16 protein-coding genes and 2 tRNA genes are annotated in these 22,829 nt (G+C 38.9%); 7 read left to right on the top strand and 11 right to left on the bottom strand.

What is annotated here, in order from left to right:
• Positions 1-121: 121 nt before the first annotated feature.
• Genes VB733_RS18965 through VB733_RS18950 form a run of 4 tightly spaced genes read left to right on the top strand, consistent with a single transcriptional unit; the run spans position 122 to position 3,102 of the window.
• Entirely contained in the window at positions 122-895 is a 774-nt protein-coding gene (locus VB733_RS18965; RefSeq protein WP_323341621.1) for a GTP-binding protein, read from the top strand.
• Positions 892-1,701: a metallophosphoesterase family protein gene (locus VB733_RS18960; protein ID WP_323341620.1), complete on the top strand. Its 810-nt coding sequence runs from the start codon at positions 892-894 to the stop codon at positions 1,699-1,701. The genes VB733_RS18965 and VB733_RS18960 overlap by 4 nt, the downstream gene beginning before the upstream one ends.
• A gap of 30 nt (positions 1,702-1,731) precedes the next feature.
• A complete protein-coding gene (locus VB733_RS18955; protein ID WP_323341619.1) occupies positions 1,732-2,493 on the top strand; it encodes a metallophosphatase in 762 nt (253 codons plus the stop codon).
• A gap of 45 nt (positions 2,494-2,538) precedes the next feature.
• Positions 2,539-3,102 (top strand): Uma2 family endonuclease, encoded by a 564-nt coding sequence (locus VB733_RS18950; RefSeq protein ID WP_323341618.1) that lies wholly within the window; start codon positions 2,539-2,541, stop codon positions 3,100-3,102.
• 109 nt (positions 3,103-3,211) lie between these two features.
• Here the strand turns inward: VB733_RS18950 and VB733_RS18945 are convergent, their stop codons facing one another.
• Complete coding sequence (locus VB733_RS18945; protein WP_323341617.1) at positions 3,212-5,422, bottom strand: CHAT domain-containing tetratricopeptide repeat protein; 2,211 nt, start codon at positions 5,420-5,422, stop codon at positions 3,212-3,214.
• Positions 5,423-6,148: 726 nt separating this feature from the next.
• Here VB733_RS18945 and VB733_RS18940 point away from each other — a divergent pair.
• Positions 6,149-7,891, top strand: a complete 1,743-nt coding sequence (locus tag VB733_RS18940; protein ID WP_323341616.1) for a pentapeptide repeat-containing protein — start codon at positions 6,149-6,151, stop codon at positions 7,889-7,891.
• Positions 7,892-8,195: 304 nt separating this feature from the next.
• On the opposite strand, the gene VB733_RS18935 is transcribed toward VB733_RS18940, so the two are convergent.
• Entirely contained in the window at positions 8,196-8,585 is a 390-nt protein-coding gene (locus VB733_RS18935) for a DUF4359 domain-containing protein (RefSeq protein ID WP_323341615.1), read from the bottom strand.
• A gap of 134 nt (positions 8,586-8,719) precedes the next feature.
• On the opposite strand from VB733_RS18935, the gene VB733_RS18930 reads away from it, so the two are divergent.
• Positions 8,720-8,792, top strand: a tRNA-His gene (locus VB733_RS18930).
• A gap of 930 nt (positions 8,793-9,722) precedes the next feature.
• Entirely contained in the window at positions 9,723-12,143 is a 2,421-nt protein-coding gene (locus tag VB733_RS18925; protein WP_323341614.1) for a sucrose synthase, read from the top strand.
• A gap of 188 nt (positions 12,144-12,331) precedes the next feature.
• Here the strand turns inward: VB733_RS18925 and VB733_RS18920 are convergent, their stop codons facing one another.
• The 9 genes from VB733_RS18920 to VB733_RS18880 form a co-directional block, all read right to left on the bottom strand.
• Positions 12,332-12,961 carry a peptidoglycan-binding domain-containing protein gene (locus tag VB733_RS18920; RefSeq protein ID WP_323341613.1) on the bottom strand — a complete coding sequence of 210 codons (630 nt, stop codon included), beginning with the start codon at positions 12,959-12,961 and terminating at the stop codon, positions 12,332-12,334.
• Positions 12,962-13,229: 268 nt separating this feature from the next.
• Entirely contained in the window at positions 13,230-13,490 is a 261-nt protein-coding gene (locus VB733_RS18915) for a peptidoglycan-binding domain-containing protein (RefSeq protein WP_323341612.1), read from the bottom strand.
• 216 nt (positions 13,491-13,706) lie between these two features.
• Complete coding sequence (gene ftsH2 / locus VB733_RS18910) at positions 13,707-15,593, bottom strand: ATP-dependent zinc metalloprotease FtsH2 (RefSeq protein WP_323341611.1); 1,887 nt, start codon at positions 15,591-15,593, stop codon at positions 13,707-13,709.
• 310 nt (positions 15,594-15,903) lie between these two features.
• On the bottom strand, positions 15,904-16,401 hold the full coding sequence (locus VB733_RS18905; RefSeq protein WP_323341610.1) for a hypothetical protein: 498 nt from the start codon (positions 16,399-16,401) through the stop codon (positions 15,904-15,906).
• Positions 16,402-16,743: 342 nt separating this feature from the next.
• The gene (gltX, locus tag VB733_RS18900; protein ID WP_323341609.1) at positions 16,744-18,183 is read right to left on the bottom strand and encodes a glutamate--tRNA ligase; all 1,440 of its coding nucleotides are present in this window, start codon (positions 18,181-18,183) and stop codon (positions 16,744-16,746) included.
• Between the two features lie 198 nt (positions 18,184-18,381).
• Positions 18,382-18,455, bottom strand: a tRNA-Asp gene (locus VB733_RS18895).
• A 230-nt stretch (positions 18,456-18,685) separates the two neighbouring features.
• On the bottom strand, positions 18,686-20,404 hold the full coding sequence (locus tag VB733_RS18890; protein WP_323341608.1) for a serine/threonine-protein kinase: 1,719 nt from the start codon (positions 20,402-20,404) through the stop codon (positions 18,686-18,688).
• Positions 20,405-20,735: 331 nt separating this feature from the next.
• Positions 20,736-21,920, bottom strand: coding sequence for an esterase-like activity of phytase family protein (locus tag VB733_RS18885; RefSeq protein ID WP_323341607.1), 1,185 nt, complete (start codon positions 21,918-21,920; stop codon positions 20,736-20,738).
• 128 nt (positions 21,921-22,048) lie between these two features.
• On the bottom strand, positions 22,049-22,825 hold the full coding sequence (locus tag VB733_RS18880; RefSeq protein WP_323341606.1) for an SDR family oxidoreductase: 777 nt from the start codon (positions 22,823-22,825) through the stop codon (positions 22,049-22,051).
• Positions 22,826-22,829 lie beyond the last annotated feature (4 nt).

The following is a 22,829-nucleotide window of genomic DNA, read 5'->3' as shown; positions in this document are numbered from 1 at the left end:
CTACTGGCGATCGCATTAGTCGAAGGTAAACCAGATGGTACAGCTGTGTGGCGTTGGTAAAGTTAGCAATTTTCTTGCTACTATATTTTAAATCATACAAAATTGATTATCATTATATTGCATGTCTGTAGCAAACATTATTGTCGTTGCTGGTTCATCTGGGGCTGGAAAAACTACCTGGGTTTGTCAACAGATACGAGATATCGCCGATGTTGACAAAATAATTTATTACAACCCTGGTACTGGGACTGTTCCCGTTGACCAAACCCGTATAGCATCTGAATTTCCTGATTTACAGGTCTTTGGCGATGCTCAACAAGTTGAATTTCTGAACCAAATACCTAAAGCAGATGCGGTTTTCATTGAATGGGGGTTTTATCTAGAGTTGGGAGCTGTAGCACAACTATTAGAAAATCTTACTTACCGTACCATAGCAGTCTTACCACTCGACCTCAAAGACTCCGAATACCATACTTGGGCGAAGGAGATTGTACGCGGCGCACCAATCCAAACCAACACTATTGAAAATTTATGGCGTGCGGCAAGCAACGGTCAAGTCATTGACGAAAACAGCTTAGAGGAATTTTGGTACGAAATCACCCACAGAGCTTATGGTATTATCACCCGTGCTAAAGGAATTTTTGACGTGAACGATGGTAGGTCACTTTATTGTGATTTTGTCGCTGGCGTTCCCCAAACGGATTTTCTGGAATTAGGCTTACCGCGCTACTTGGAAGGTAGACCTCAGCGTTTCAGTGGACTAGAAGTGGTGGGACAAAACTTGGATGAGGCAGCTTTAAAGCAAACATTATCAGATTGCTGTTTATCTGACGCGGCGATTTTGCAATACCAACAACAAGTAAAAGAGATTTTATTAGAGGGGGAACCAGTATGAAAATAGCCGTCATATCATGTATTCATGGCAATTACGAAGCCTTAGATGCTGTATTACTAGATATCGACCAGCACTCATGCGAAAAAATCTTTTGTGTTGGTGATTTGGTAGGATATGGACCGCATCCCAATGCAGTTGTTGCTCAAATTCGTTCTTTAGATATTCCCACCTGCCTCGGCTGTTGGGATGAAGATATTGTGGAAGGTTTGAATGCTTGCGATTGCAGTTATCCCTCCTTATTGGCAGAAAAAAGAGGAATACAGGCTCATGAGTGGACTAATAAGGAAATTTACCCAGAAAACCGTGAATTTTTAGCCAATTTACCCCATAGTCTCAAAGAGGAAAATTTGGCTTTTGTTCATGGTAGTCCTCATAGCAACCATGAATATTTGTTACCTGAACTCGACGCTTTTGTAGCATTAGAGCGAGTAATTTCCACAGATTCAGATGTGCTTTTTTGTGGTCATACTCATGTGCCTTACGCCCGGACTCTGGATGCTGGTCAGTTACATGTTAGTGTTGGCAGGGGAGAAAAAGCACAGGAAATCACTTTTGCATCTCCTCTCAAACGGATTGTGAATGTGGGTTCAGTGGGAGAACCCCGACATGGGCGACCGAATGCTACCTATGTGATTTACGACACAGATATCCAAGAAGTCAAACTGCGGGAAGTGGCTTATGACTATCAGAAAACCTGTGCGGCGATTATTGAAAAAGGTTTACCTGCAATTTTTGCTTGGCGTTTAGCGCATGGGTTGGAATATGCAGAACGGGCGGATGACCCAACTCATGTTTGTACAAGGTAATCTCTCTCCCCTCTGCGTTAAAAAAAAGATATGAATAAATGGGCAATTTTGAGTGGAATTGAAGCTAACTTAGCAGCTTACGAAGCTGTAATAGCTGACATTAAGCGTCAGGGTAATCAGGTAGAAGCTTTGTATATCTTAGGCGACTTAGTAGGGCCAAGACCAGAAGCCGAGAAATTAGTAGAACGAGTCTTAAACCCACGTCAGGGAGAATTAGAACCCCTGATTTGTAGGGGATGGTGGGAAGAGCAGTGTTTGATTTTGCATGGTCTGGGTCCGACTGGGGATACTCCTGAACTTATAGCAAAATATGGGGGTGATACAGTAAAATTACTATGGGATAGTGTATCGTGTAAGACTATTCAATGGTTGAGAAACCTTGACTTTGGTTTTTTTGAATTAGATTGTTTGTTAATCCACGGCTCAACGGTAAGTGTGGATGACGAACTGACTCCAGAAACTCCCCCAATTCAAATGCTTGATAGACTCTCAAGGATGCAAGCAAATAATCTGTTTTGTGGACGTTCTGGTTTAACTTTTCAGTATCAATTGCAAACTGGTTCTATTACTAGTGGACTCACAACTCTTGATAGCCAACGATCTCCCCAAACGCTTTTTGTGAATCCGCGTCAAGTAATTGGAGTGGGGAATGTGGGACGGACACCAGGTCAAGCAACTTATACTCTCTATAACCCCGGAACGAATCAGGTGGAATTCAAGACTCTGAACTACGGAAGTAGTAAGGGATTCCAAAGCCAGCACAAGGTTACAAAATCGAAATCTGGGGTTTAATTTACTTCTGCTAAACTTTTAAATAAAGGCACGAGGAAAGGTTCCATGAATACTGTTGTGCTTAATCTAGAACCGATCGCTCATTTAAGCGATGAGCAATTTTATCAGTTGTGTATTGCCAATAGGGATTTAAGCCTGGAAATGAGTGCAGCCGGAGAATTAATTATTATGCCACCAGTAGGAGGAGAAAGTGGAAATCAGGAAGCTGGACTAATCACCGACTTAGAAATCTGGAATCGTCAAGCTAAGTTAGGAAAAGTTTTTAGTTCTTCAACTATCTTTATCCTGCCAAATGGTGCAAAACGCTCCCCTGATGCTGCTTGGGTAAAGTTGGAGAGGTGGGAAGCTTTAACGCCAGAACAGCGAAAAAAGTTTCCCCCACTTGTACCTGATTTTGTAATTGAACTGCGTTCCGAAACAGACAGGCTTGCACCTATTCAAAGGAAAATGCAGGAATATATAGAAAATGGTTTGCGTTTGGGTTGGCTAATTAATCCTCAAGATCAGCAAGTGGAAATTTACCGACTCGAACAAGCTGTAGAAGTTATGCAAATACCAGCGATTCTTTCTGGAGAAGATATATTACCTGGATTTGAATTACAAATATAGGTAGACTTGCTTTGTTTTTTGAGATTTTAACTGGCTCAATAATCTCGCTCTTTGATGTGACAAAGATAGAAAATCCATCACCCCATCTCCCTATCTCCCCATCACCGCACTAAAGCCACTCACCTTGGAGTGTAAAAGCAGCCCAATAAAAGGGACTGCGAAATTCTGGATTTAACCACAGTTTGCGTTGTGCCTCCCGCAAGGCGGCAGTTGGTGTTTTATTTTGCTGCAACATCTCTTGATAAAATTCCTGCATCAATACCGACGTGCCTTCATCATTCACATTCCACAGGGAAACTACCACTCGCGCCGCCCCAGCATACATTAAGCCGCGTGTCAACCCCACTAAGCCTTCGCCATTGACATCTTTACCAAGTCCGGTTTCGCAGGCACTTAAAACGACTAAGTCGGCGGGATAGTTAATATTCCATATATCTTCTAAGCGTAAAAAACCTGGGATTGAGTCGCCCTGGCGATCGAATAAAGAAAGCACAATTCCCGATAACTCTGGTTTTTCGTAATTTACAAAGCCGTGGGTGGCAAAATGGAGAATGCGGAATTGATCGAGGCTATTGCTGGTTGCCGAGTTGAAATTAGCATCAAAACCGATCGCTTGCTTACGACTTGCTGTCGGCACTAGTTTTAAAATGGCTTCTGCTTCTGTGATTGTACCGGGGAGGCGAGTGAAAGCTCCCTGAGCTTGATTTCTGATTACAGTTTCGATTTGCGATCGCTCGGCTTGTTCAAATGCTGACATGTCAGTTGTTAATTTGGCAACTGTGGGATTGAGTTGTTTATTTTGCTTTTGAACTGCAACCCTTTCGTCGTTGGGACTGTAAACTGGATCGGCAAACACGGCTAATTTTTTGGGTGCAGGTTTACGGTTTGCGAGTTTTTGGCGTTGGATAGCGGTGGCTGATGCGGAGGGCAAATTGGCTATTTCATGGTTGAGCATTAATGGTTGGTAATTGAGTTGCCCTTGTGTTTGGGGAGTTTGGTTTACATCAGGTAATGCCGCAAAGGGAATATCTTGTAATGCACCATCGGCAACAATTACTAATCTTTTTCCTGGTAATTTCTTGGCAACAGGTGCCAGGATTATTTGGCTTAATTCATTTGCAGATTGAATGACTTCGGGGGGTAATTCATGGGGAGTTTGTATTCCACCTCGAAATTTTTGTGCAGTCTCTTCTATTTGTTTACGTCCCGGAAGTTGATAACTGGAGATAGAATTGGCTGTAATTGCCCAGAGATAGCTATGTTTTTGATCCAAAGAATAATGTAGTAGTAGAGTATTTTTGTCCAGTAGTTTTTGGATTTGCGGTAATTTGAGAATATCTCTGTTGGGTTTGGGATTGATGACTTTTTCCCGATCAGGATTTTGGGCGTGAATTTTGGCAGCAATGCGATTTTGTTGCTTAATAATGTTTTTAATTTCTTTTTGGGTTGCTGCAATTAGTTGAGTGGGTTGTTGGGGTTGGTTTAAGTAATGAGATAATATCTTTTCTTGCTCGTTATATTTTTCTTGCCAACGTTCTTCTTCCTTGAGTAAATTGGGGTCAATTCCCTTACACAAATTTGCCTTAGCGTCCCGTAAAAGTTCAATTAAACCCCTGGCGCGGGAACGTTCGGCGATGTGAACTGCTTGTGCGTCATAACCTTGCTTGGGGTTTTGCTTATGGAGTTGCATCAACAAGTCGATATAAAATTTGTAGTAACCTTGAACTGAGGCAAAGTAGGCACTACGTTGGTCTAGGTTAGTATAATTTTTACGTAAATCTTCAATAATTGCGATCGCGGCTTTAATCCGTTTCTGGGATTTATCTAAATTTCCTTGAATGCGTTCTAATGAGGCAATATTACCCAGGGTGGCGACTTGTCCATTTCTATCCCTAATTGCCCGACGCAAAGTGAGTGCTTGGTTGTAAGCTTCTAGAGCTTTGCTAGTTTCTCCCAAGTCTGAGTAAGCTTGTCCAATTGCACTCAGCGCAATACTTTGGGATGATTTATCTCCGACTTTTTGCCACAATTGCCAAGCTGTTCTGTACTTTGTAATTGCTTGTCGTAGCAATCTTGGGGACTGTTGTCTACTTTGCTGATATAGAGCTAATCCTGCTTCTAGTGCTTGTTTTGCTTCTGGACTCGTGACATTGTCTTGTGGGATTTCTAGCTGTTCTGGTGCAATTCTTAATTCCGAAAATGTAGTTTTGATGCGTACAGAATGAAATGAAAATGCGATGCCCAATAAGATAATTAGGGCGTAAAGACTGTATTTAGGTCGTAAATATTGCCAAAATTTGAGTTTATTTTTAAATTTCATAACTTTCTACCCCATAGATTATGAAGTAATCTTATATACTTTTCTATTTCCGCTAATACTTGTCAAGCTTGTTCTCTTCTGTACTTTAAATGTTGACAACTGAGTTATTTAAATTCGCTTCCACTAATTTTCTCCTGATATAGATTCAAATAAATATAGTATCTTTCCGCAAAATTACTTGTTTTTTTCTAATTGAATTTACAACTGGCTTGCTGGAGAAGGAAATGTGGGATACCGAAATAAATAGCAAGCAAATAAATTTTCCTCGAATCTATATTTAAGCACATTCCACATCTATCTAAAGTAGAGTTTTATAGATATTTTCTCCTACAATTAGCTGCAATGATATCTATTTCTGACGTGTTAAAGCTGATGCAGTTTTCCCAGTATCTTGGAAATTTACTCGACATGTAAATTTTTATTTAAATTTGTTTTTTATTCTGATATTTATGCATTAAGTTTAAGCAGATAGATAATACTGAGTGCGATTATATACATTTAAATTAAGTAAATACTAGCTAGCGATCGCCAACTCCTACTTGCTGTGGAAATCACCAAAAAATCGAATAACTACTATTTAATCATCTGTAATGAAAAAATAAATACTGGGAACCTGTTTTACTTAGCTTGCATAATTTCAGGAACACATACAAATAAATCAATATCAAGTCAAAAATAGAGGTATTTAAAGCCATTGCTCCCTTTAACTCCTCATTAGGCAAATATATGCCCGATTTCACAACTTTAAAGACACAACTACAGATGAAATCTATCAACTCTCCAAAAAGTATATTTAATTCCCTATGCATCGCCCTAATTTTATCCACACCCATACTGTTTGCTATCCCCGCTCACGCAGAGAATCCCGAACATGTCAAGCAGCTTCTCGATACCAAAAAATGTAGTAGATGTGATTTGAGGGGTGCTAATTTAAGTCGGCAAAATCTTCGAGGTGCAGATTTGCGGAATGCAGAATTGCGGCGTGCGGATTTGAGTCGTGCTAATCTCAGAAATGCAAATTTCAGCAGTGCTGATTTGAGTAGTGCTGATTTGACAAGAGCAGAATTACAGAATGCAAACTTTACTTCTGCGAACTTAAGCAGAGCCGATTTCCGGAATGCCAATTTAAGTAATACTAATTTCAATAGTGCGGATTTAAGCAATGTTGATTTTAGCGGTGTCAGTTTTCATGGAGTGACTCTTACTAATGCTAAACTGCGAGGCGCACGTTTAGAACGGGTGAATTTAAGCGGAGTTGATTTAAGTGGAGTTGATTTAAGTGATGTTGATTTGCGAAATGTTAACCTCAATGGATTAACCTTAAACCGTGTCAATTTGAGTAATGCGAATTTGAACGGGTTTGATTTGCGCGGCACAAATTTGCATAATGCCAATCTGAGTTTCGCCAGTTTGCAAAATGCTGACTTGAGTAACGCCAAACTAAGTCGTGCAAATTTAAGTAACGCGAACTTGAATAATGCAAATTTACGTGGTGCAGAACTAATTGGAGTTAACTTTAGTGGTGTGAGTCTACAAGGTGCAGATTTACGCGGCGCAAACTTAGATGCAGAAACACTTCCCAATGAATCCTTCCAAGCAGATGCATCAGACTTTACTCGTTGGGGCGATCGCCGTTTTCATCAAAAAGATTTTCGCAATGCGATAATTTATTATAATCGGGCTATTGCTATAGACTCTCGTTATCCCGATGCCTATGCAAATCGCGGATTAGCAAAAAGTAAATTAGGCGATTATGCCGCAGCTTTAGCCGACTACAACAAAGCCTTGGAAATTGACTCGAATTTTGCTAAAGCCTATAACAATCGTGGTATTACTCATACCGAACAACAAAACTACACCAACGCACTTGCAGATTTTGACAAAGCCATTAGCATTAATTCTCATTACGCCGAACCCTATGCTGGCAAAGCCAATATCTACAGCTTGCAAAAAGACTACACCGCAGCAATTATCCAAGCATCTGAAGCCATCCGCCTCAACCCCAAATTAGCAGCAGCTTACCATACAAGAGGATTTGCTCACTTTTCCTTCAAGAATTATCAAGCCGCCATCAAAGACTACGACAAAGCAATTGATAACTCCCAAGGCTGGGCAGAAGCATTTTTAAACAGAGGAATGGCACGTTATGCTCTTGGTGAATTTAAAGATGCCACAAAAGACTTCGATCGCGCCATCGATATCAACAATAATTATATAGATGCCTACTACCAACGTAGCTTAAGCCGATTCGCCAGAAAAAAATTTGCGGATGCCATTAAAGACTGCGATCGTATTATCACACGTAATCCTAACCATGCTGAAGCTTACGAAAATAAAGCTAATTCCCTCCTCGCTATCAACAAAAAAGCTGAAGCGAAACTAGCTTTGGAACAAGCGCTGAAAATCTACTTACAACGCAACGACACCAATAGTAGTCAACGGGTGCAACAAATTCTGGCAAAACTGTAGTTGGTTTTGTTCGTGGGTATTTAAGCAAAGCTAATTTCTGATATCAAGTTCGGCTAATCAGTTATGATTAATTTTTCGCCGCGTCGGTTTTATCGTCATTAATTCAGGCGAACTTGATATGACTCATCCGGAAATAAATGCAGGGTCACACCCTGTAATGGTCTGACCCCGTGGAGCATATAAATTATTTTGAATAGAATGATGCTTGCTTATAACCTGATAACACTAGCGCCAGGATTGCACCGTATTCACTGGCGCTTTTATTATAACCGGGTATTTTTCAAATGTCCGGTATATTGCTGTATCATTTTTTCTCTGCGCTATAAGTATAAAAATTTCCCAAAGCCCCCACAGTTTCAAACTTGTAGGAAGGAACCCACTCATTTAGCTTTAATTCAGTACGGTAGATGCTGAAAACTATAAAATCTTGTCTATCTGTAGTGGCGGCAATAATATCGCGAATTTGCGGGTTAACACTATCAAAAGCTTCGTTGCATTTAATACCAGCAATTTTTTCAATTTCGCCGATAATCCGAGGAGTTTTCTGACAAATATTGCTTTTTAAATAACCAGTCAGTTCGCGTACAGCGTACTGCTCATACTCAGCTTGACTGGGATTGTTTTTAGTCATGACTACTCCCAGCAAAAATAGCCCCAAAACTCCCAGAGATGTAATAATTGTTGAGACTTTCATGCGTTTAAACGTATATTCGCTGTAATTTCTTGACTCTTGCCCCACTCCATCCGTTCCTTTTTTGATTTTTTTGATTTTTTTGAGAAATCACTGGATCGATTTCTTGTTGAATATGCTATTATACGAATCGTACGGCGGGTGTCGCCAAGTGGTTAAGGCAGAGGTTTGTGGTACCTCCATCCGTGGGTTCGAGTCCCATCATCCGCCCTGGTAATTATATCTATATGTTTGACGCATAGATTCGCTCTTAGAAATAAGAATCTAATAACCTACAACCTTCGATTTGATTTGACATGGTGCTTTACTTTTGTGCTTTATTTAATCCACATTCCTGAGATAAATCTAAATCCTTTAACTTAGAAGTTAAATAACTATATAGATATTTTCTGTATCTTGAGTTAAAGTTACGGTTAAGTTTTTTATATTTACGTCAACTTCATAAATCTCAACTAGATGAAAACATAGAGACGCGACATCCAAGTACGTCTCAGAATCGCGTCTCCATCAATCAAGTTTCTCAAAATCAAGACTAGAAAATTCCCAAAAGGAAAATAACTGTGACTCCACAGAGAATAAACAACGAAATAATCATGATATTAGCAACGCTGTGATCATGAATTGGCACGTTATGAGTATTATTAGCCATATGAATCTCCATCAGGATTCAAGATGATGCTGTTTATTATAGACATATGGGTCAATTGAGAAGTTATTTCAATTAAAAAGTTGACTTTAATTTACTTAAATTTAAGTTTTTTGCAGTGCTAATAATCATTGAAGTTACGTTTGGATAAGATTAAATCCTAACTAAACCCGATTAAAGACAAAATTATAATTTAACAAAAAAATAATCAAATCTGGATAATTTCTGGTTTATGCACCCTGACTTACCTCTTTAGTTAGAGTACAAGGTACTCAAAGATAAGATATTTCTAAATAAGTAGACTGACATCTTGCTCCTGCATGAAAAGTAGGTTTATTGGGGATGGGGAACCCTAAAAACCTGAATTTTAGTTCAAAAAGCTGATTTTTGACTTCAGGTAAAAAGCAAGATATCACCTGGAAAAATGTATTAGCAAAGCAATCTTTATAACCCCTAGAGATAATCTACTAGTCGTATAAACTGGTCTTATAACTATGTCAGAATTGCTACAAGCTGTCCTTGACAGTGGTGAGAAAAATGATTTACGTTCTCTAATGAGTGAAATCAGGGCTGATGAAAAACAATATTTACTGCGAAATGACATCATTAACCTATACAATGATTTTTGCAATAAATGTCAAAAAGAGTCAGGATTTAAGCAAAATTCCCACTTAAGTAAACTAATTTATTACACTCAAGAAATAATTCAGGAAGATTCCAATCTTTGCTTTATTATTCGCTCAAAAATAGCTGCTCAAGAAGTGTATAGATTAACTCCAGACTTGAGCATAGAAACCATGTCAGTACAAGAGTTATTAGATACAAGGGACAGATTAGTTAATCGCTACAATCCTAACGATGGAGACTTATTAGAAATAGATTTTGCGCCCTTTTACGACTATTCACCCATAATTCGTGACCCCAAAAACATTGGTAAAGGTGTACAGTTTCTCAACCGTTACCTATCCAGTAAACTTTTTGCCGACCCCAAACAATGGTTAGAAAGTTTATTAAATTTTTTGCGTTTACATCAATATAACGGAATTCAACTACTAATTAACGATCGCATTCAGACACAGCAGCAACTTTCCGAACAAGTTAAAAATGCGATCGCATTCATAGGTACTTTAGCTGAAACCGAACCCTACGAACAATTCCGCTTTCAGTTACAAATGATGGGGTTTGAGCCAGGTTGGGGGAATACAGCAGCCAGAGTCCTGGAAACACTCAGTATTTTAGATGAATTAATCGACTCACCCGCACCCCAAACCTTAGAAGAATTTATTTCCCGCATCCCGATGATTTTCAAAATCGTCTTGGTTTCTCCCCATGGATGGTTTGGACAAGAAGGAGTCTTGGGAAGACCAGATACGGGTGGTCAAGTTGTCTATGTCCTCGATCAAGCCAAAAACCTAGAAACGCAAATCGCAGCAGATATAGAACTAGCAGGTTTATCTCTACTCAATGTTCAGCCGAAAGTCATTATTCTCTCACGCTTAATTCCTAATAGTGATGGAACCCTATGTAACCAAAGACTTGAAAAAGTTTATGGGACTGAAAATGTTTGGATTTTACGGGTTCCGTTCCGAGAATTTAACCCGAATATGACCCAAAATTGGATTTCTCGGTTTGAGATTTGGTCATATTTAGAGACATATGCGATCGATGCAGAACGGGAGTTATTAGCTGAGTTTCAAGGTAGACCAGATTTAATCATTGGTAATTATTCTGATGGAAATTTAGTTGCATTTTTACTGTCGCGCAGAATGAAAGTGACTCAATGTAATATTGCACATGCTTTAGAAAAATCTAAATATTTGTTTAGTAATTTGTACTGGCAAGATTTAGAAAGTAAATATCATTTTTCAATGCAATTTACTGCCGATTTATTGGCAATGAATGCAGCACACTTTATTGTCAGCAGCACTTACCAAGAAATTGTTGGCACTCCTGATAGTATCGGACAGTATGAATCCTATAAATGCTTCACTATGCCCGATTTATATCATGTAGTCAACGGCATTGAGTTATTTAGTCCTAAATTTAACGTTGTTCCTCCAGGAGTAAGTGAGAGTTATTACTTTCCCTATTCTCAATATCAAGAAAGAGTCGAAAGTGATAGAAAAAGACTGGAGGAAATGCTATTTACCCTCGAAGATTCTGAACATATATATGGAAAATTAGATGACCCCAATAAGCCTCCAATATTCTCAATGGCACGCCTAGATAAAATCAAAAATATCACAGGTTTAGCGGAATGTTTTGCTCAAAGTAAAGAATTACAAGCATCCTGCAACTTGATTTTAGTCGCCGGTAAATTGCGTGTAGAAGAATCAGGTGATAATGAAGAACGTGATGAAATTAGCAAACTTTATCACATCATTGATGAATATAATCTCCACGGCAAAATTCGCTGGTTAGGAGTACGTTTATCTAAGACTGATTCCGGGGAAATTTATCGTGTAATTGCCGATCATCAAGGGATATTTGTACAACCTGCTTTATTTGAAGCTTTTGGTTTAACAATTTTAGAAGCAATGATTTCTGGTATACCAACTTTTGCAACTCAATTTGGTGGACCATTAGAAATTATTCAAGATAAAGTCAATGGTTTTCTGATTAATCCCACCAACTTAGAAGAAACAGCAAATAAAATTCTGGAGTTTCTCAGTAAATGTCAGCAAAATCCTCATTATTGGCAGCAAATTTCTCAACAGGGAGTTGAAAGAGTTTATAGTAGCTATACTTGGAAGATTCACACTACTAAGTTGCTTTCCCTAGCGAGAATTTACGGTTTTTGGAATTTTACTTCTCAAGAGAATCGCGAGGATTTATTACGTTATATCGAGGCTTTATTTTACTTAATTTATAAGCCAAGAGCGTTGCAATTATTAGCGGAACAGAGTAGTAGATAATTATTTTGTCATCTGGAGGGTTTTTCCCTCCAACCTAACTGAAAGTAGCTGAAAGTAGCTGAAGAAATTTGAGACGAATGTAATGAATATATATTGATTTTTATTGATTTTTGTTGACTTTTTCTAGATTTTCTAATTTTTTTAATACATTCATCAAATTCAAGCTTAACCTTATAACTGGCAAAAATTTATTTCGTCAACTCACCCCAAGTTTTTGTCCCAACCATACCATCTGCAACTAATTTTCGCTGACTTTGAAATGCCTTTACCGCAACTTCAGTCAGTGCGCCAAAAACACCATCGACGCGAATAGCATAGCCATTCGAGGCTAATAATTTTTGGAGAACCCGTACCGACATCCCTGAATTACCATATTGCAACATAGGCAGATTGGGATTGCGAAAAGGTGTGAATTTTCGAGAAGGCATCATTTCACTAACACCAACATCAGCGAATATTTGTGGGTTGGGAGTGAAATTAATATTCTCATTTGCAGAATTTAATTGTGATAAACTGGCTTCTGTGATTGTAGTAGCTGTACCAGAAAAGTTTTTCGTACGGACTTTAGCAGCTAACTGACTGAGTATATTTTTAAATTTTAAATCCAGTGCTATTAACGTCGTTGAAGAGTTATCATCGATATGCGTAAACTCAGGAGGCGTTGCCTGAACTGCCGATATTGATTTTAGTAACTGGACTGAATTTGCCTCTATAAAATAGCTATTTTCGTACTGGAATGACAGATGTTCTGGTAAATTAGGCAAAGATTGTTGCCTGGTTACGAACATGCTTGTCATCAGCAACCCAATATCACTCATTGTATCTCGTTTTACTAGCGCTCACATTTCCTTTGACAATTGAAAGTTGCTTAGTCCGGAAAAGATACCCACTAAGCATCAAAAAATTTATCATAAACTAATAAAAAGCCCGCAAAAGTAGTTAAAACTACTTTTAGTCTTTTGAGAAATTGGGAATGTTTGGGAATTTTTGAGAATTTTATAGCTATGCTTGCATAGTATTGATAGCGATTAAATGATTTTACTCTGCGATCGCATTCTCTATCTTCACAGTTATAATAATTGGAAATTATCGCGTTAGTTCATTCCAAGTTCGCGAACCAACTATCCCATCTACAACTAAACCACGTCTACTTTGAAATGCCCTCACAGCACTCTCAGTTACAGGACCAAACGAACCATCAATACTGATGGGATAACCATTCGATCTTAACAAACGCTGCAAAACTCTAACTGACTGTCCAAAGTCTCCAAAACGTAATGTGGGTAGACTGGAGGAAGCTTGTAACCGCATAGTTGAGATATCGTTTGCTGATGTTTCTGCGTCCATATAAAACCCTTATAAAACCTAAATTTTTTAAATGCAACCGTATTTATCATCTAGAGAGGTTGTACATTGATAAAAACTACAAGTCAAAATTTGAAAATACGGAAATTTATATGCAAACACAAATAGGGATGACATATATCATCCCCATTAATTAATTAATTCTTGATTAATCTCAATAAACAAATCTAGCAACTAATCTAGATTCATCCAACAAACTTACAACTGGGGAACGAATTGCGATTTATCCGGAACTTCCGCATACTCAGCTACAATTTGCCGGAATTCTTCACCATCGATAGTTTCCTTCTCAATCAGTAAATCTACCAAGCGATCGCAAACTTCACGATGATCCCGCATAATTTTCTTCGCATTTTCGTAACATTCATCAACAATAATGCGAATTTGCGAGTCGATACGTGAGGCAATGGAATCTGAATATTCAGAACGTGTTGTCCAGTCACGTCCTAAGAAAACTTCACCTTGCTGACTTTCTAAGGACACAGGACCCAAATCAGACATCCCAAAGCGAGTCACCATCTGGCGCGCCATCCCAGTTACTTGTTGCAAGTCATTTCCAGCACCAGTAGTCACCTCGGAACGACCGAAAATCACTTCCTCAGCAGCACGACCACCCAAAGCACCTGTAATTCTTGCCCGTAGCTGCGAACGAGTCACCAAACCCATCTCCTCATTCGGTGTAAACCAAGTTAAACCTTGAGCTTGTCCGCGAGGAATCAATGTGACTTTTTGAACTGGGTCATGGTCTTTCAACAACGTACCCACGATCGCATGTCCGATTTCATGGTAAGCAATCAACCGCTTGCTCTTACCATCAACCAACGGTGTACCTTCCATACCGGCAACAACGCGATCGACGGCATCGTCAATTTCGAGGAGGGTAATTCCCTCTTTGCGACGACGTGCTGTTAAAATAGCAGCCTCGTTGAGCAAGTTAGCCAAATCTGCACCCGTAAAACCAGGAGTGCGACGAGCAATAGTTTCTAAAGATACGCTGGGGTCAAGTTTTTTGTTCCGAGCATGAACTTGTAATACTTCCAAACGACCTTTGATGTCGGGTGCATCAACTGTCACCTGACGGTCAAAACGTCCAGGACGCAACAAGGCGGCATCAAGGACATCGGGACGGTTAGTCGCCGCAATAATAATGATGCCTGTGTTACCTTCAAAACCATCCATCTCCGTCAACAACTGGTTTAAGGTTTGTTCACGCTCATCATTACCGCCACCAATACCCGCACCGCGCTGTCTACCGACGGCATCGATTTCATCAATGAAGATAATACAAGGTGCATTATCTTTAGCTTTTTTGAACAAATCGCGGACACGGGAAGCACCCACACCCACAAACATTTCCACAAATTCCGAACCGGAAATACTGAAGAAAGGTACACCCGCCTCACCAGCGATCGCTTTTGCTAGCAAAGTTTTACCAGTTCCCGGAGGTCCAACTAACAACACACCCTTGGGAATACGTGCGCCTACCGCAGTAAATTTCTCTGGCTGCTTCAAGAAAGTTACAACCTCTTGTAACTCTTCCTTGGCTTCCTCAATACCAGCAACATCATCAAACTTGACTCCAGTTTTCGCTTCCATCGAAAAACGTGCTTTCGACTTACCAAAATTCATCGCTTGACCGGGTCCACCAGGAAGATTGCTGGAACGACGGAACAAAAAGAACAATCCAGTAATCAATAGGACAGGGAAAATCAAATTACCCAATAATCCCCAAATCGCCCCATCATTCCGCACTGGATGCGCGTCAAAATTTACGTTATTTTCCTTAAGCTTATTAATTAATTCCGGCGCACTCGCTGGCAAATCTACACGCACACGCTGAACGCGGTTATCGAGTGAAGGATCAACAGCTTCAACGATCGCAGTCCGACCACCTTCATAAAAATCAACACTTGTAACCCGGTTCGCATCTAGATATTCCAAAAAGCGACCGTAGGTCATGCGCGTACTAGCTGTATTCTTTGTCATCTCAGCCGGAGCAGTTGCAAAAGCCCCTTGCCAAAAGAAAAAGCCAATAACTAAAGCGGGTAATGTCCAGAGTAGTGCGACTCTCCAGGAGAATTTCATTTTTAATCTGCCTCTGCAAATACAACTTCTCAGCTTTGACAGCAACTGCTTTGAACTCGGTTGCTGCATTGCTACGAAACGGATATTTATAAATCCATTTTGTTTAACTTTGGTGCGCCGCATGGTCTACTTAGGGTCAAATCACCCTACGACATAACCATGACAGATGCAATAATCTTAATTAAATTTAACTTAATTCTCATCATTTATACCAGAAGAAGTAAAAAAGGGCAGAGGATCGGGGAATGGGGGTAATGGCGCAAAAGTCAATCAAATACAATTTATCTTTTACCCTTACCCTTGTGGGCAACTACTTCGACTCAGTAATTTGCAAAGTGTAGGGAAGATACCTATTCTTTTCGTAGGAGCCAATCCAAACTTGATAGATTCCGGGTAGCCATTCTCCGACTATACCGGGATTTTTGCCATAGAAATCATCATTACACCAAGTGCCACCAGGACCACTAATAATTAGAGTTGTGTCGGCTGGACTTTGTACTTGCAGTTTGAGATATTCAAAGCGATTTTTCAGTTCAATAGTGTGGTCGGGTTTCTCATCAAAAAAACCAGTACAGGGACCTGTAGGGGTTTCGGTTCTCCCCACAATTTTTTTACCTGGTATCGAACCACCGCTCATTCCTCTGACGGGGTAGGGGTCTGGAGCAAATCTAGTGCCAATTGTGACATCACCAAAAATTGCTGGTGGCGCTTCTTGAGCTTTGATAGTGGTGCTAATTGTGGAGGCGGCGACAACTGAAATTAATACTAAAGATAACTTTACTTTTTGATTTAATAAGTTGTTTAACATTTTCTTGGCTTCTTGGCGATCGCATCATTTTCTAAGTGATGTAAATGACACTATTTTTACATATTGAGTTCCTTGACTGGGGGTAATTGCCTATGTTTTTCAGGAGTTAGTGTATTAATACTTAATAGTTGAGAAAAGCCGGGTAATCTTAGTTCGAGAATGGGGACTACACACCTGAAGAATGCTATCAATCTGGAGTTGATTTACTAATTTGAAAGTCCCATTTTTTGATTCAATAGAATTACCAGAATCACGGAAATAGGATGCAATCAAACATTGTGTAGAGATGTAGAGACGTTACATGTAACATCTCTACTGATGGGATTTGCTTGTCAATCGAAATTATTTAGCTAAGGCACTCGTAAACCTAGATTTATCCAAACCAAGTTGATGCAGCAACAACCATGATTGAATCAAGTCAGGACCATGTCCTTCTCCGGTAAGTGCAGCACGTAAGCTTTTCATCACCACACCTTTTTTCAAGTTTTGCTCTTTCATAACCTGTTTAATTATGTCTTGAGCAGTGGTTTCAGTTAATTCTTGTCCACCTTCTAAAGTAGCTAAAACAGCCTTAAGTGCAGTTATTGAAGCTTCTTGCTGTAATTGCGCTTTTGCCTCGTCATTATATTCTACAACTTCGCTAAAAAATACTTTGGTCATCTCCACAGCATCTTGCAAACGTTTGAGACTAGTAGCAATTAAAGCGGTGATTTTTTCCAGCCAAGCCCTATCTCTACCAGCATCAAATTGATACCCGGCTTTTTCCCAATAAGGAATCAGCATCTCTGTCAATTTATCTACAGGCATGGTATGGATATACTGACTATTTATCCAATCTAATTTATCCCAGTCAAACTTTGCCCCAGCTTTGTTCACTCTGTCAAAGCTAAATTCCTTTGCCGCTTCAGCCAGGGTAAAAATCTCTTGAGTTGAATCTGGTGGAGACCAACCCAACAAAGTCATATAATTTACTAAACCTTCTGCTGTGAAACCCATTTCCTGAAAATCAGAAATCGAAGTTACACCATCACGTTTGGATAACTTGCGTCCTTCTTTATTCAAAATTAGGGGCGTGTGGGAAAATTCCGGTACCTTTGCGCCAAAAGCTTCATATAGTAAAATTTGCTTTGCTGTATTCGCAATGTGGTCTTCACCGCGAATCACATGGGTAATTTCCATATCCATATCATCCACCACTACTGCAAAATTATAAAGTGGTTGACCAATACCATCATCAGTAGCACGAGCAATAACCATATCACCACCCAAGTCGCTACCTTTCCAGGTGACAGTTCCCCGTACCAAGTCATGCCAAACAATTTCGCGGTTGTCGTCAATTTTAAAACGAATAACAAAGCTACGCCCTTCAGCTTGGAATGCAGCTTCCTGTTCTGGCGTAAGATGACGATGGCGATTATCGTACCGGGGTGCTTCCTTCTTCGCTGTTTGCAGTTCCCGCAATGCGTCGAGTTCTGCTGATGTAGTGTAACAGCGATATGCTAAACCTTGGTCAATTAATTTCTGTACAGCACTTTTATAGATATCCAAGCGCTGTGACTGAAAAAATGGTCCTTCATCCCAAGTTAAACCCAGCCAACGTAATCCCTCTAAAATATTATCGGTAAATTCGGGACGCGATCGCTCCTCATCTGTATCCTCAATTCGCAGAATAAACTTACCATGATGATGGCGGGCAAATAACCAATTGAATACAGCAGTCCTAGCTGTACCAATATGCAAATTCCCAGTGGGACTGGGTGCAATACGGACTCTCACAGTCATAATAATTTTCTGATGTTTGTTTTTCTCGATTTTTCAGTCTTCGCGATATTTGCGCTTTCCAAATACATCAGCATAACCTGAAATCAATGCTAGTTAAAGCATTCTGGTAGTAACTGAATATTCAGACCTGTACTTGGAAACACAACTGAAAAATAACTCTTAATCAAACTTGTTTACTCAAAATACTGAGCTTGAGAACGGGACTGACGGGGTTCGAACCCGCAACTTCCGCCGTGACAGGGCGGTGCTCTAACCAATTGAACTACAGTCCCTCAATCGATTGCTGATTGGCAACTTTCTTATTATGCGGAAGCGAACGAATTTTGTCAAGTATTTTTTGCGTTTTTTTGTATTTTTTGCAGTTGATGCCGAAGATTGGGGAGTTTACCAAAAATCAAGCATCTCTGAAAATAATCATAATCATTACTCGCCGCTAACAACTTTCTCGTTTCTAAAAAATCAAAATTAAGCAGCCAAAGTCATGAAAATAGTAGTGATTAGATTAAATGATTGGACGAGACATAAAACTTAAAACTTTGCTGAATGTCTTATCTAACAATTCTCGGAGAGTAATTCTTTGCTGTTTCTCAATTGCAACTAATCTACTAATAATCTCCGGCTTCATTTTTTCATACTGAATTCGTAAAATATTTTTACTCTCATGTAAGGGAGCAACTGGATTAATTTTTTCGCATGATTCTAGCCAATCATTCAGAGTTTGGCGCTGGCTAGCAGATAAATTTAATGTAATTACTTTTTCACATTTTTGCGAATTTTCTATCGCAAACAACAGAATATGATAGTAACCTGTATTCGCCAGAGCCTGTAATATTTTTTGCCCATTAGCATCTTTCATATCTAAAAAGTACGAAAGCCAACGGGTGAGATTTAACTTATCATCAGACAATACATTTATCCACAGTAATAGTGGATGTAAATTATTTTTTGGAACAATAAACTCACTGGTATTAATTTGTTTAGCAAAACTATCAATTTCTTTTTTAGGTAACATTGCCCACAAAGTTGGAATATTCCCGTGAGTTGAATGCATAATATTCGGGAAACAAATGAGTGCTTTAGGTTTATTTGCAGGCCATATTTTTTGTAAGCAAATTTTTTCGGAAATTGAAGTTATAGGTACTAACTGTACTGATGAAGTATTAGAAATATTCTTGGAAATATTATTGGGAATATGACTTATATTTTTTACTTTTGAACTTACAGTCTTTAAAAATTGTCCATTTTGCTGCTGTTTAATTTTTTCTAATGTCTCTAAAACTTTTTCTATATTTTGTGGGCGATTTTTTACTTCTTTTGCCAAACACTTCATCACTAATTCCTGTAGTTCTCTAGGAATATGAATATTCGGATTGACTTCTTGAAATTTCGGTGGCACTTGAAATCTATGAGCCTGATACCAATTACCAAAAGAATTATCTTTCATGTTGAATGGATGTTTGCCAGTGAGCATTTCAAACATCAACACACCTAAGCTATAGATATCGGAACGTACATCTACTAATTTTCGCCCTTCCATATGCTCAGGAGAACAGTATGGCAAACTACCGATAAATGATTCAGTAAGTGTCATGCCTGCCCTTTCTGTTAAAAACTTGGCAATTCCAAAATCGAGGATTTTTACTATTTCTCCGGAGATGCTCGCTGCGGATTTATGAGACTCACCTTGTTTAGTATCTTCTAAAATAAAAATATTTTCTGGCTTAATATCACGGTGTAAAACTGGATAAATTTCACCTTTGAACTTAATCCCTTCATGGGCGCATTGTAATCCCAGGCAGATTTGATGAATTATTTCTAATATTTTACTAAGATTTAAAGATTGAGATTTAATAACTGTTTTGAGATTAGTTCCTTGTAAATATTCCATTACATAAAATGGAATTTTATCTTCAGTTATTCCATAACTAAGAACACGAGCAATATGTTTGCTTTTTCGTCCTAATTGAGCGCCAATAAAAATTTCTCTTGCAAAACGCTGTGACATTTGCTGATTAGCAAGACTTAAAGATAGTATTTTCACTGCAACGGGAATACCACCTTTAGCAGCATCTTCTGCTAGGTAGACTTTTCCCATGCCACCTTTACCAATTAGCTCTCGAATTAAATAGCGATTGTTTAAAAATTTCCCTAGATAGTCGTCTAAGTCAGCTTTCTGCATTACTTCATTTTTTACTGTATCTTGCCAATTACAAACAGTCATAAATTTTATTTTATTAATCTCAATTTACATTTAATGAATTTGTTTTCTGATATTCAAGAGTTTAGTTTTAGTTGCTTTTAACGACTTGGAGATAATGTATAAAACTTAGTTAACAAAAATGTGAAACAGTAATAAAGCCTGAATTTGACCTATGTGAATGTATCTAAACATGGTTTAACATACTTTCCAGGCAATCCCTATGAGAAATTACACGGAAACCTCGTAGTCTAGAAGCAAGTGCTAGTAATACTTTCAGTGGATACACTGAATTCGCTGGAGAGGAATACAGGGTAAAGCCCCTCTCCCCAGCGAATATCAAGAATTGGTATTTTTATGGGTTGTTGTTAAAATTGAGACGGCGTAGTAATTTTTGTAGAGGTGATGCGGTTTTGAGCCTGAAGGCAAGAAACTGAGTGCGCTGGATAGATTGGAAGTTATTATCGCTGACAAGAATTAAAGATGGTTGTCCATCTGGTAACTTGGAACCTAGTGTCAAGCCTTCGATATTGTCCAATAAGACATCAAGTTTGCGTAAATCTAGCAGTAATTTTTTCTGTACAGGTTGAATATTGTTGGTATTAGTTGCTTGAAGACTGTCAATATTACTAATATCGGTTGCGTTTTCGAGGGAAACTTGAAACAGGGCAATTCTAAACCCCAAACCTGTAAATGCACGTTCAATGCTGAGGAAATGCCCTTGATTATCAATTGCATGTAAATCAGGTAAACCTTGAGCATATTTACCAGTTATATTAATTAAGGGTTTTACCGCTTCAGTTACATACAAATACTCTTTATCAGCTTGGTTTGTCGTTAGGTTATAGCGAAGAATACGGCAAGAAGTGGGAACCCCTGGCTTTGCTTCCGTACCATCTTGAATTAGAGCATTTTCAGTCGCTGTAAATAGATATTGTTTATTTGGGGTAATGGTAAGACTTTCCAGTGCTAAATTATTGCGAACACCTTTCTTAATATCACTGGATGGTAAAAATTTATCAGGAATTGATAAGTTGTTAATTTCCTTGCCGGAAGCAAGCAAAAATTCTTTAATAAAGGGGTTAATGATTTGTGATGCGTCACCTTCAGAAGAAATAAATACACTCCCTGGCTTCCCTAAAGCTATTCCCTCCGTATCTACTGTTCTCGGTGCAAAATTTTGATTTTTGGCATCTAACAGCAACTTCACTTCAACAGGTACAACTCCATCCTGTTTGAGAACTCCTTTACTCAAATCAATTTTGAGGGTGTAAAAGCGAGCAGGAGCTTTTTCACTGCGGTCATCAGAAATGGCATAATAAAGTTGGTTTTGTTCGTCGTAGGTAATACCAGAAAGTCCGCCAAACGCAGTCTTTTGAAAAGTCGTGCCACTGGGAAAAGTCGCTTGCCCAATAAAATCTATACCAGTAATTTCAATAGTATCTGAACTGAGATTTGTCAAAAATAAGCTAATAATGATAATTGGGATACAAAAGTAAATAACTCGTCTCCAAAAAGAAGCTTTTCTAATTAGTTTCATTGGATTTTTTGTATCATTAAAGTCACCAACACAATACCATAACCAAATTCAGAATGGAGCATTGAGAATCGAGTGCGGAAAATGGTAAATTCCCTAGTTGGAACTGCTCGAAGAACGAGTCATAAAAATTAAGCCTTGAATTGCTTTTCTAGAAAACTAACTAAAGTTTGTCGAGGTACAATACGTGATAAATTTGCGATCGCATTATTGGTAATTCCACCACTAACAACAACAGAATCACCTTTTTCTAAAGCTCGCAATGCATCCTGTACTACAACTTCGGGTGTCGTAATTTGTGTATTTTTAGCGGCAATTGTTTCTGGAAATCTAGCTTCTGCGAAAAAGTTAGTGTCCGTAGGACCTGGACAACTACATAATACACGTACTCCATACCTGCGATTTTCTGCCCACAAAGCTTGACTAAAGCTCAATACAAAAGCTTTAGTTGCTGCATACACTGAAATATAAGGTATCGGCTGAAAGGCTGCGATCGAAGCTACATTAATAATACTTCCCGCACGACATTTTTGCATGAATGGTAAATATTTGTGCGTAAGTGCAACTAATGCCAAAATATTTAACTGCACCATCTGAGTTTGGCGATTTACATCCCTCTGGGCAAACTCACCATAATCACCAAAACCTGCATTATTAATCAATAAATCGATTTTTATCCCCCGTTCTTCTGTATAATTAAATACATCATCGCTTCCAGATGTTTCTGTCAAGTCTTTCACAATAACATCTACTTTAATATTGTGTTTTGTCTGCAATTCTGAAGCCAGTTGATGTAATTTTGCTTCCGAACGTGCCACAAGAACTAAGTTCATCCCACGAGCAGCCAGTTCTTCCCCAAAGGCTTTACCAATACCACCAGAAGCACCTGTAATTAGAGCAGTTGACATTTTG

Origin of the sequence: Calothrix sp. UHCC 0171 (assembly GCF_034931845.1) — a bacterium.
GTDB lineage: Bacteria > Cyanobacteriota > Cyanobacteriia > Cyanobacteriales > Nostocaceae > Brunnivagina.
This window is presented reverse-complemented; position numbering and strand designations above follow the sequence as displayed.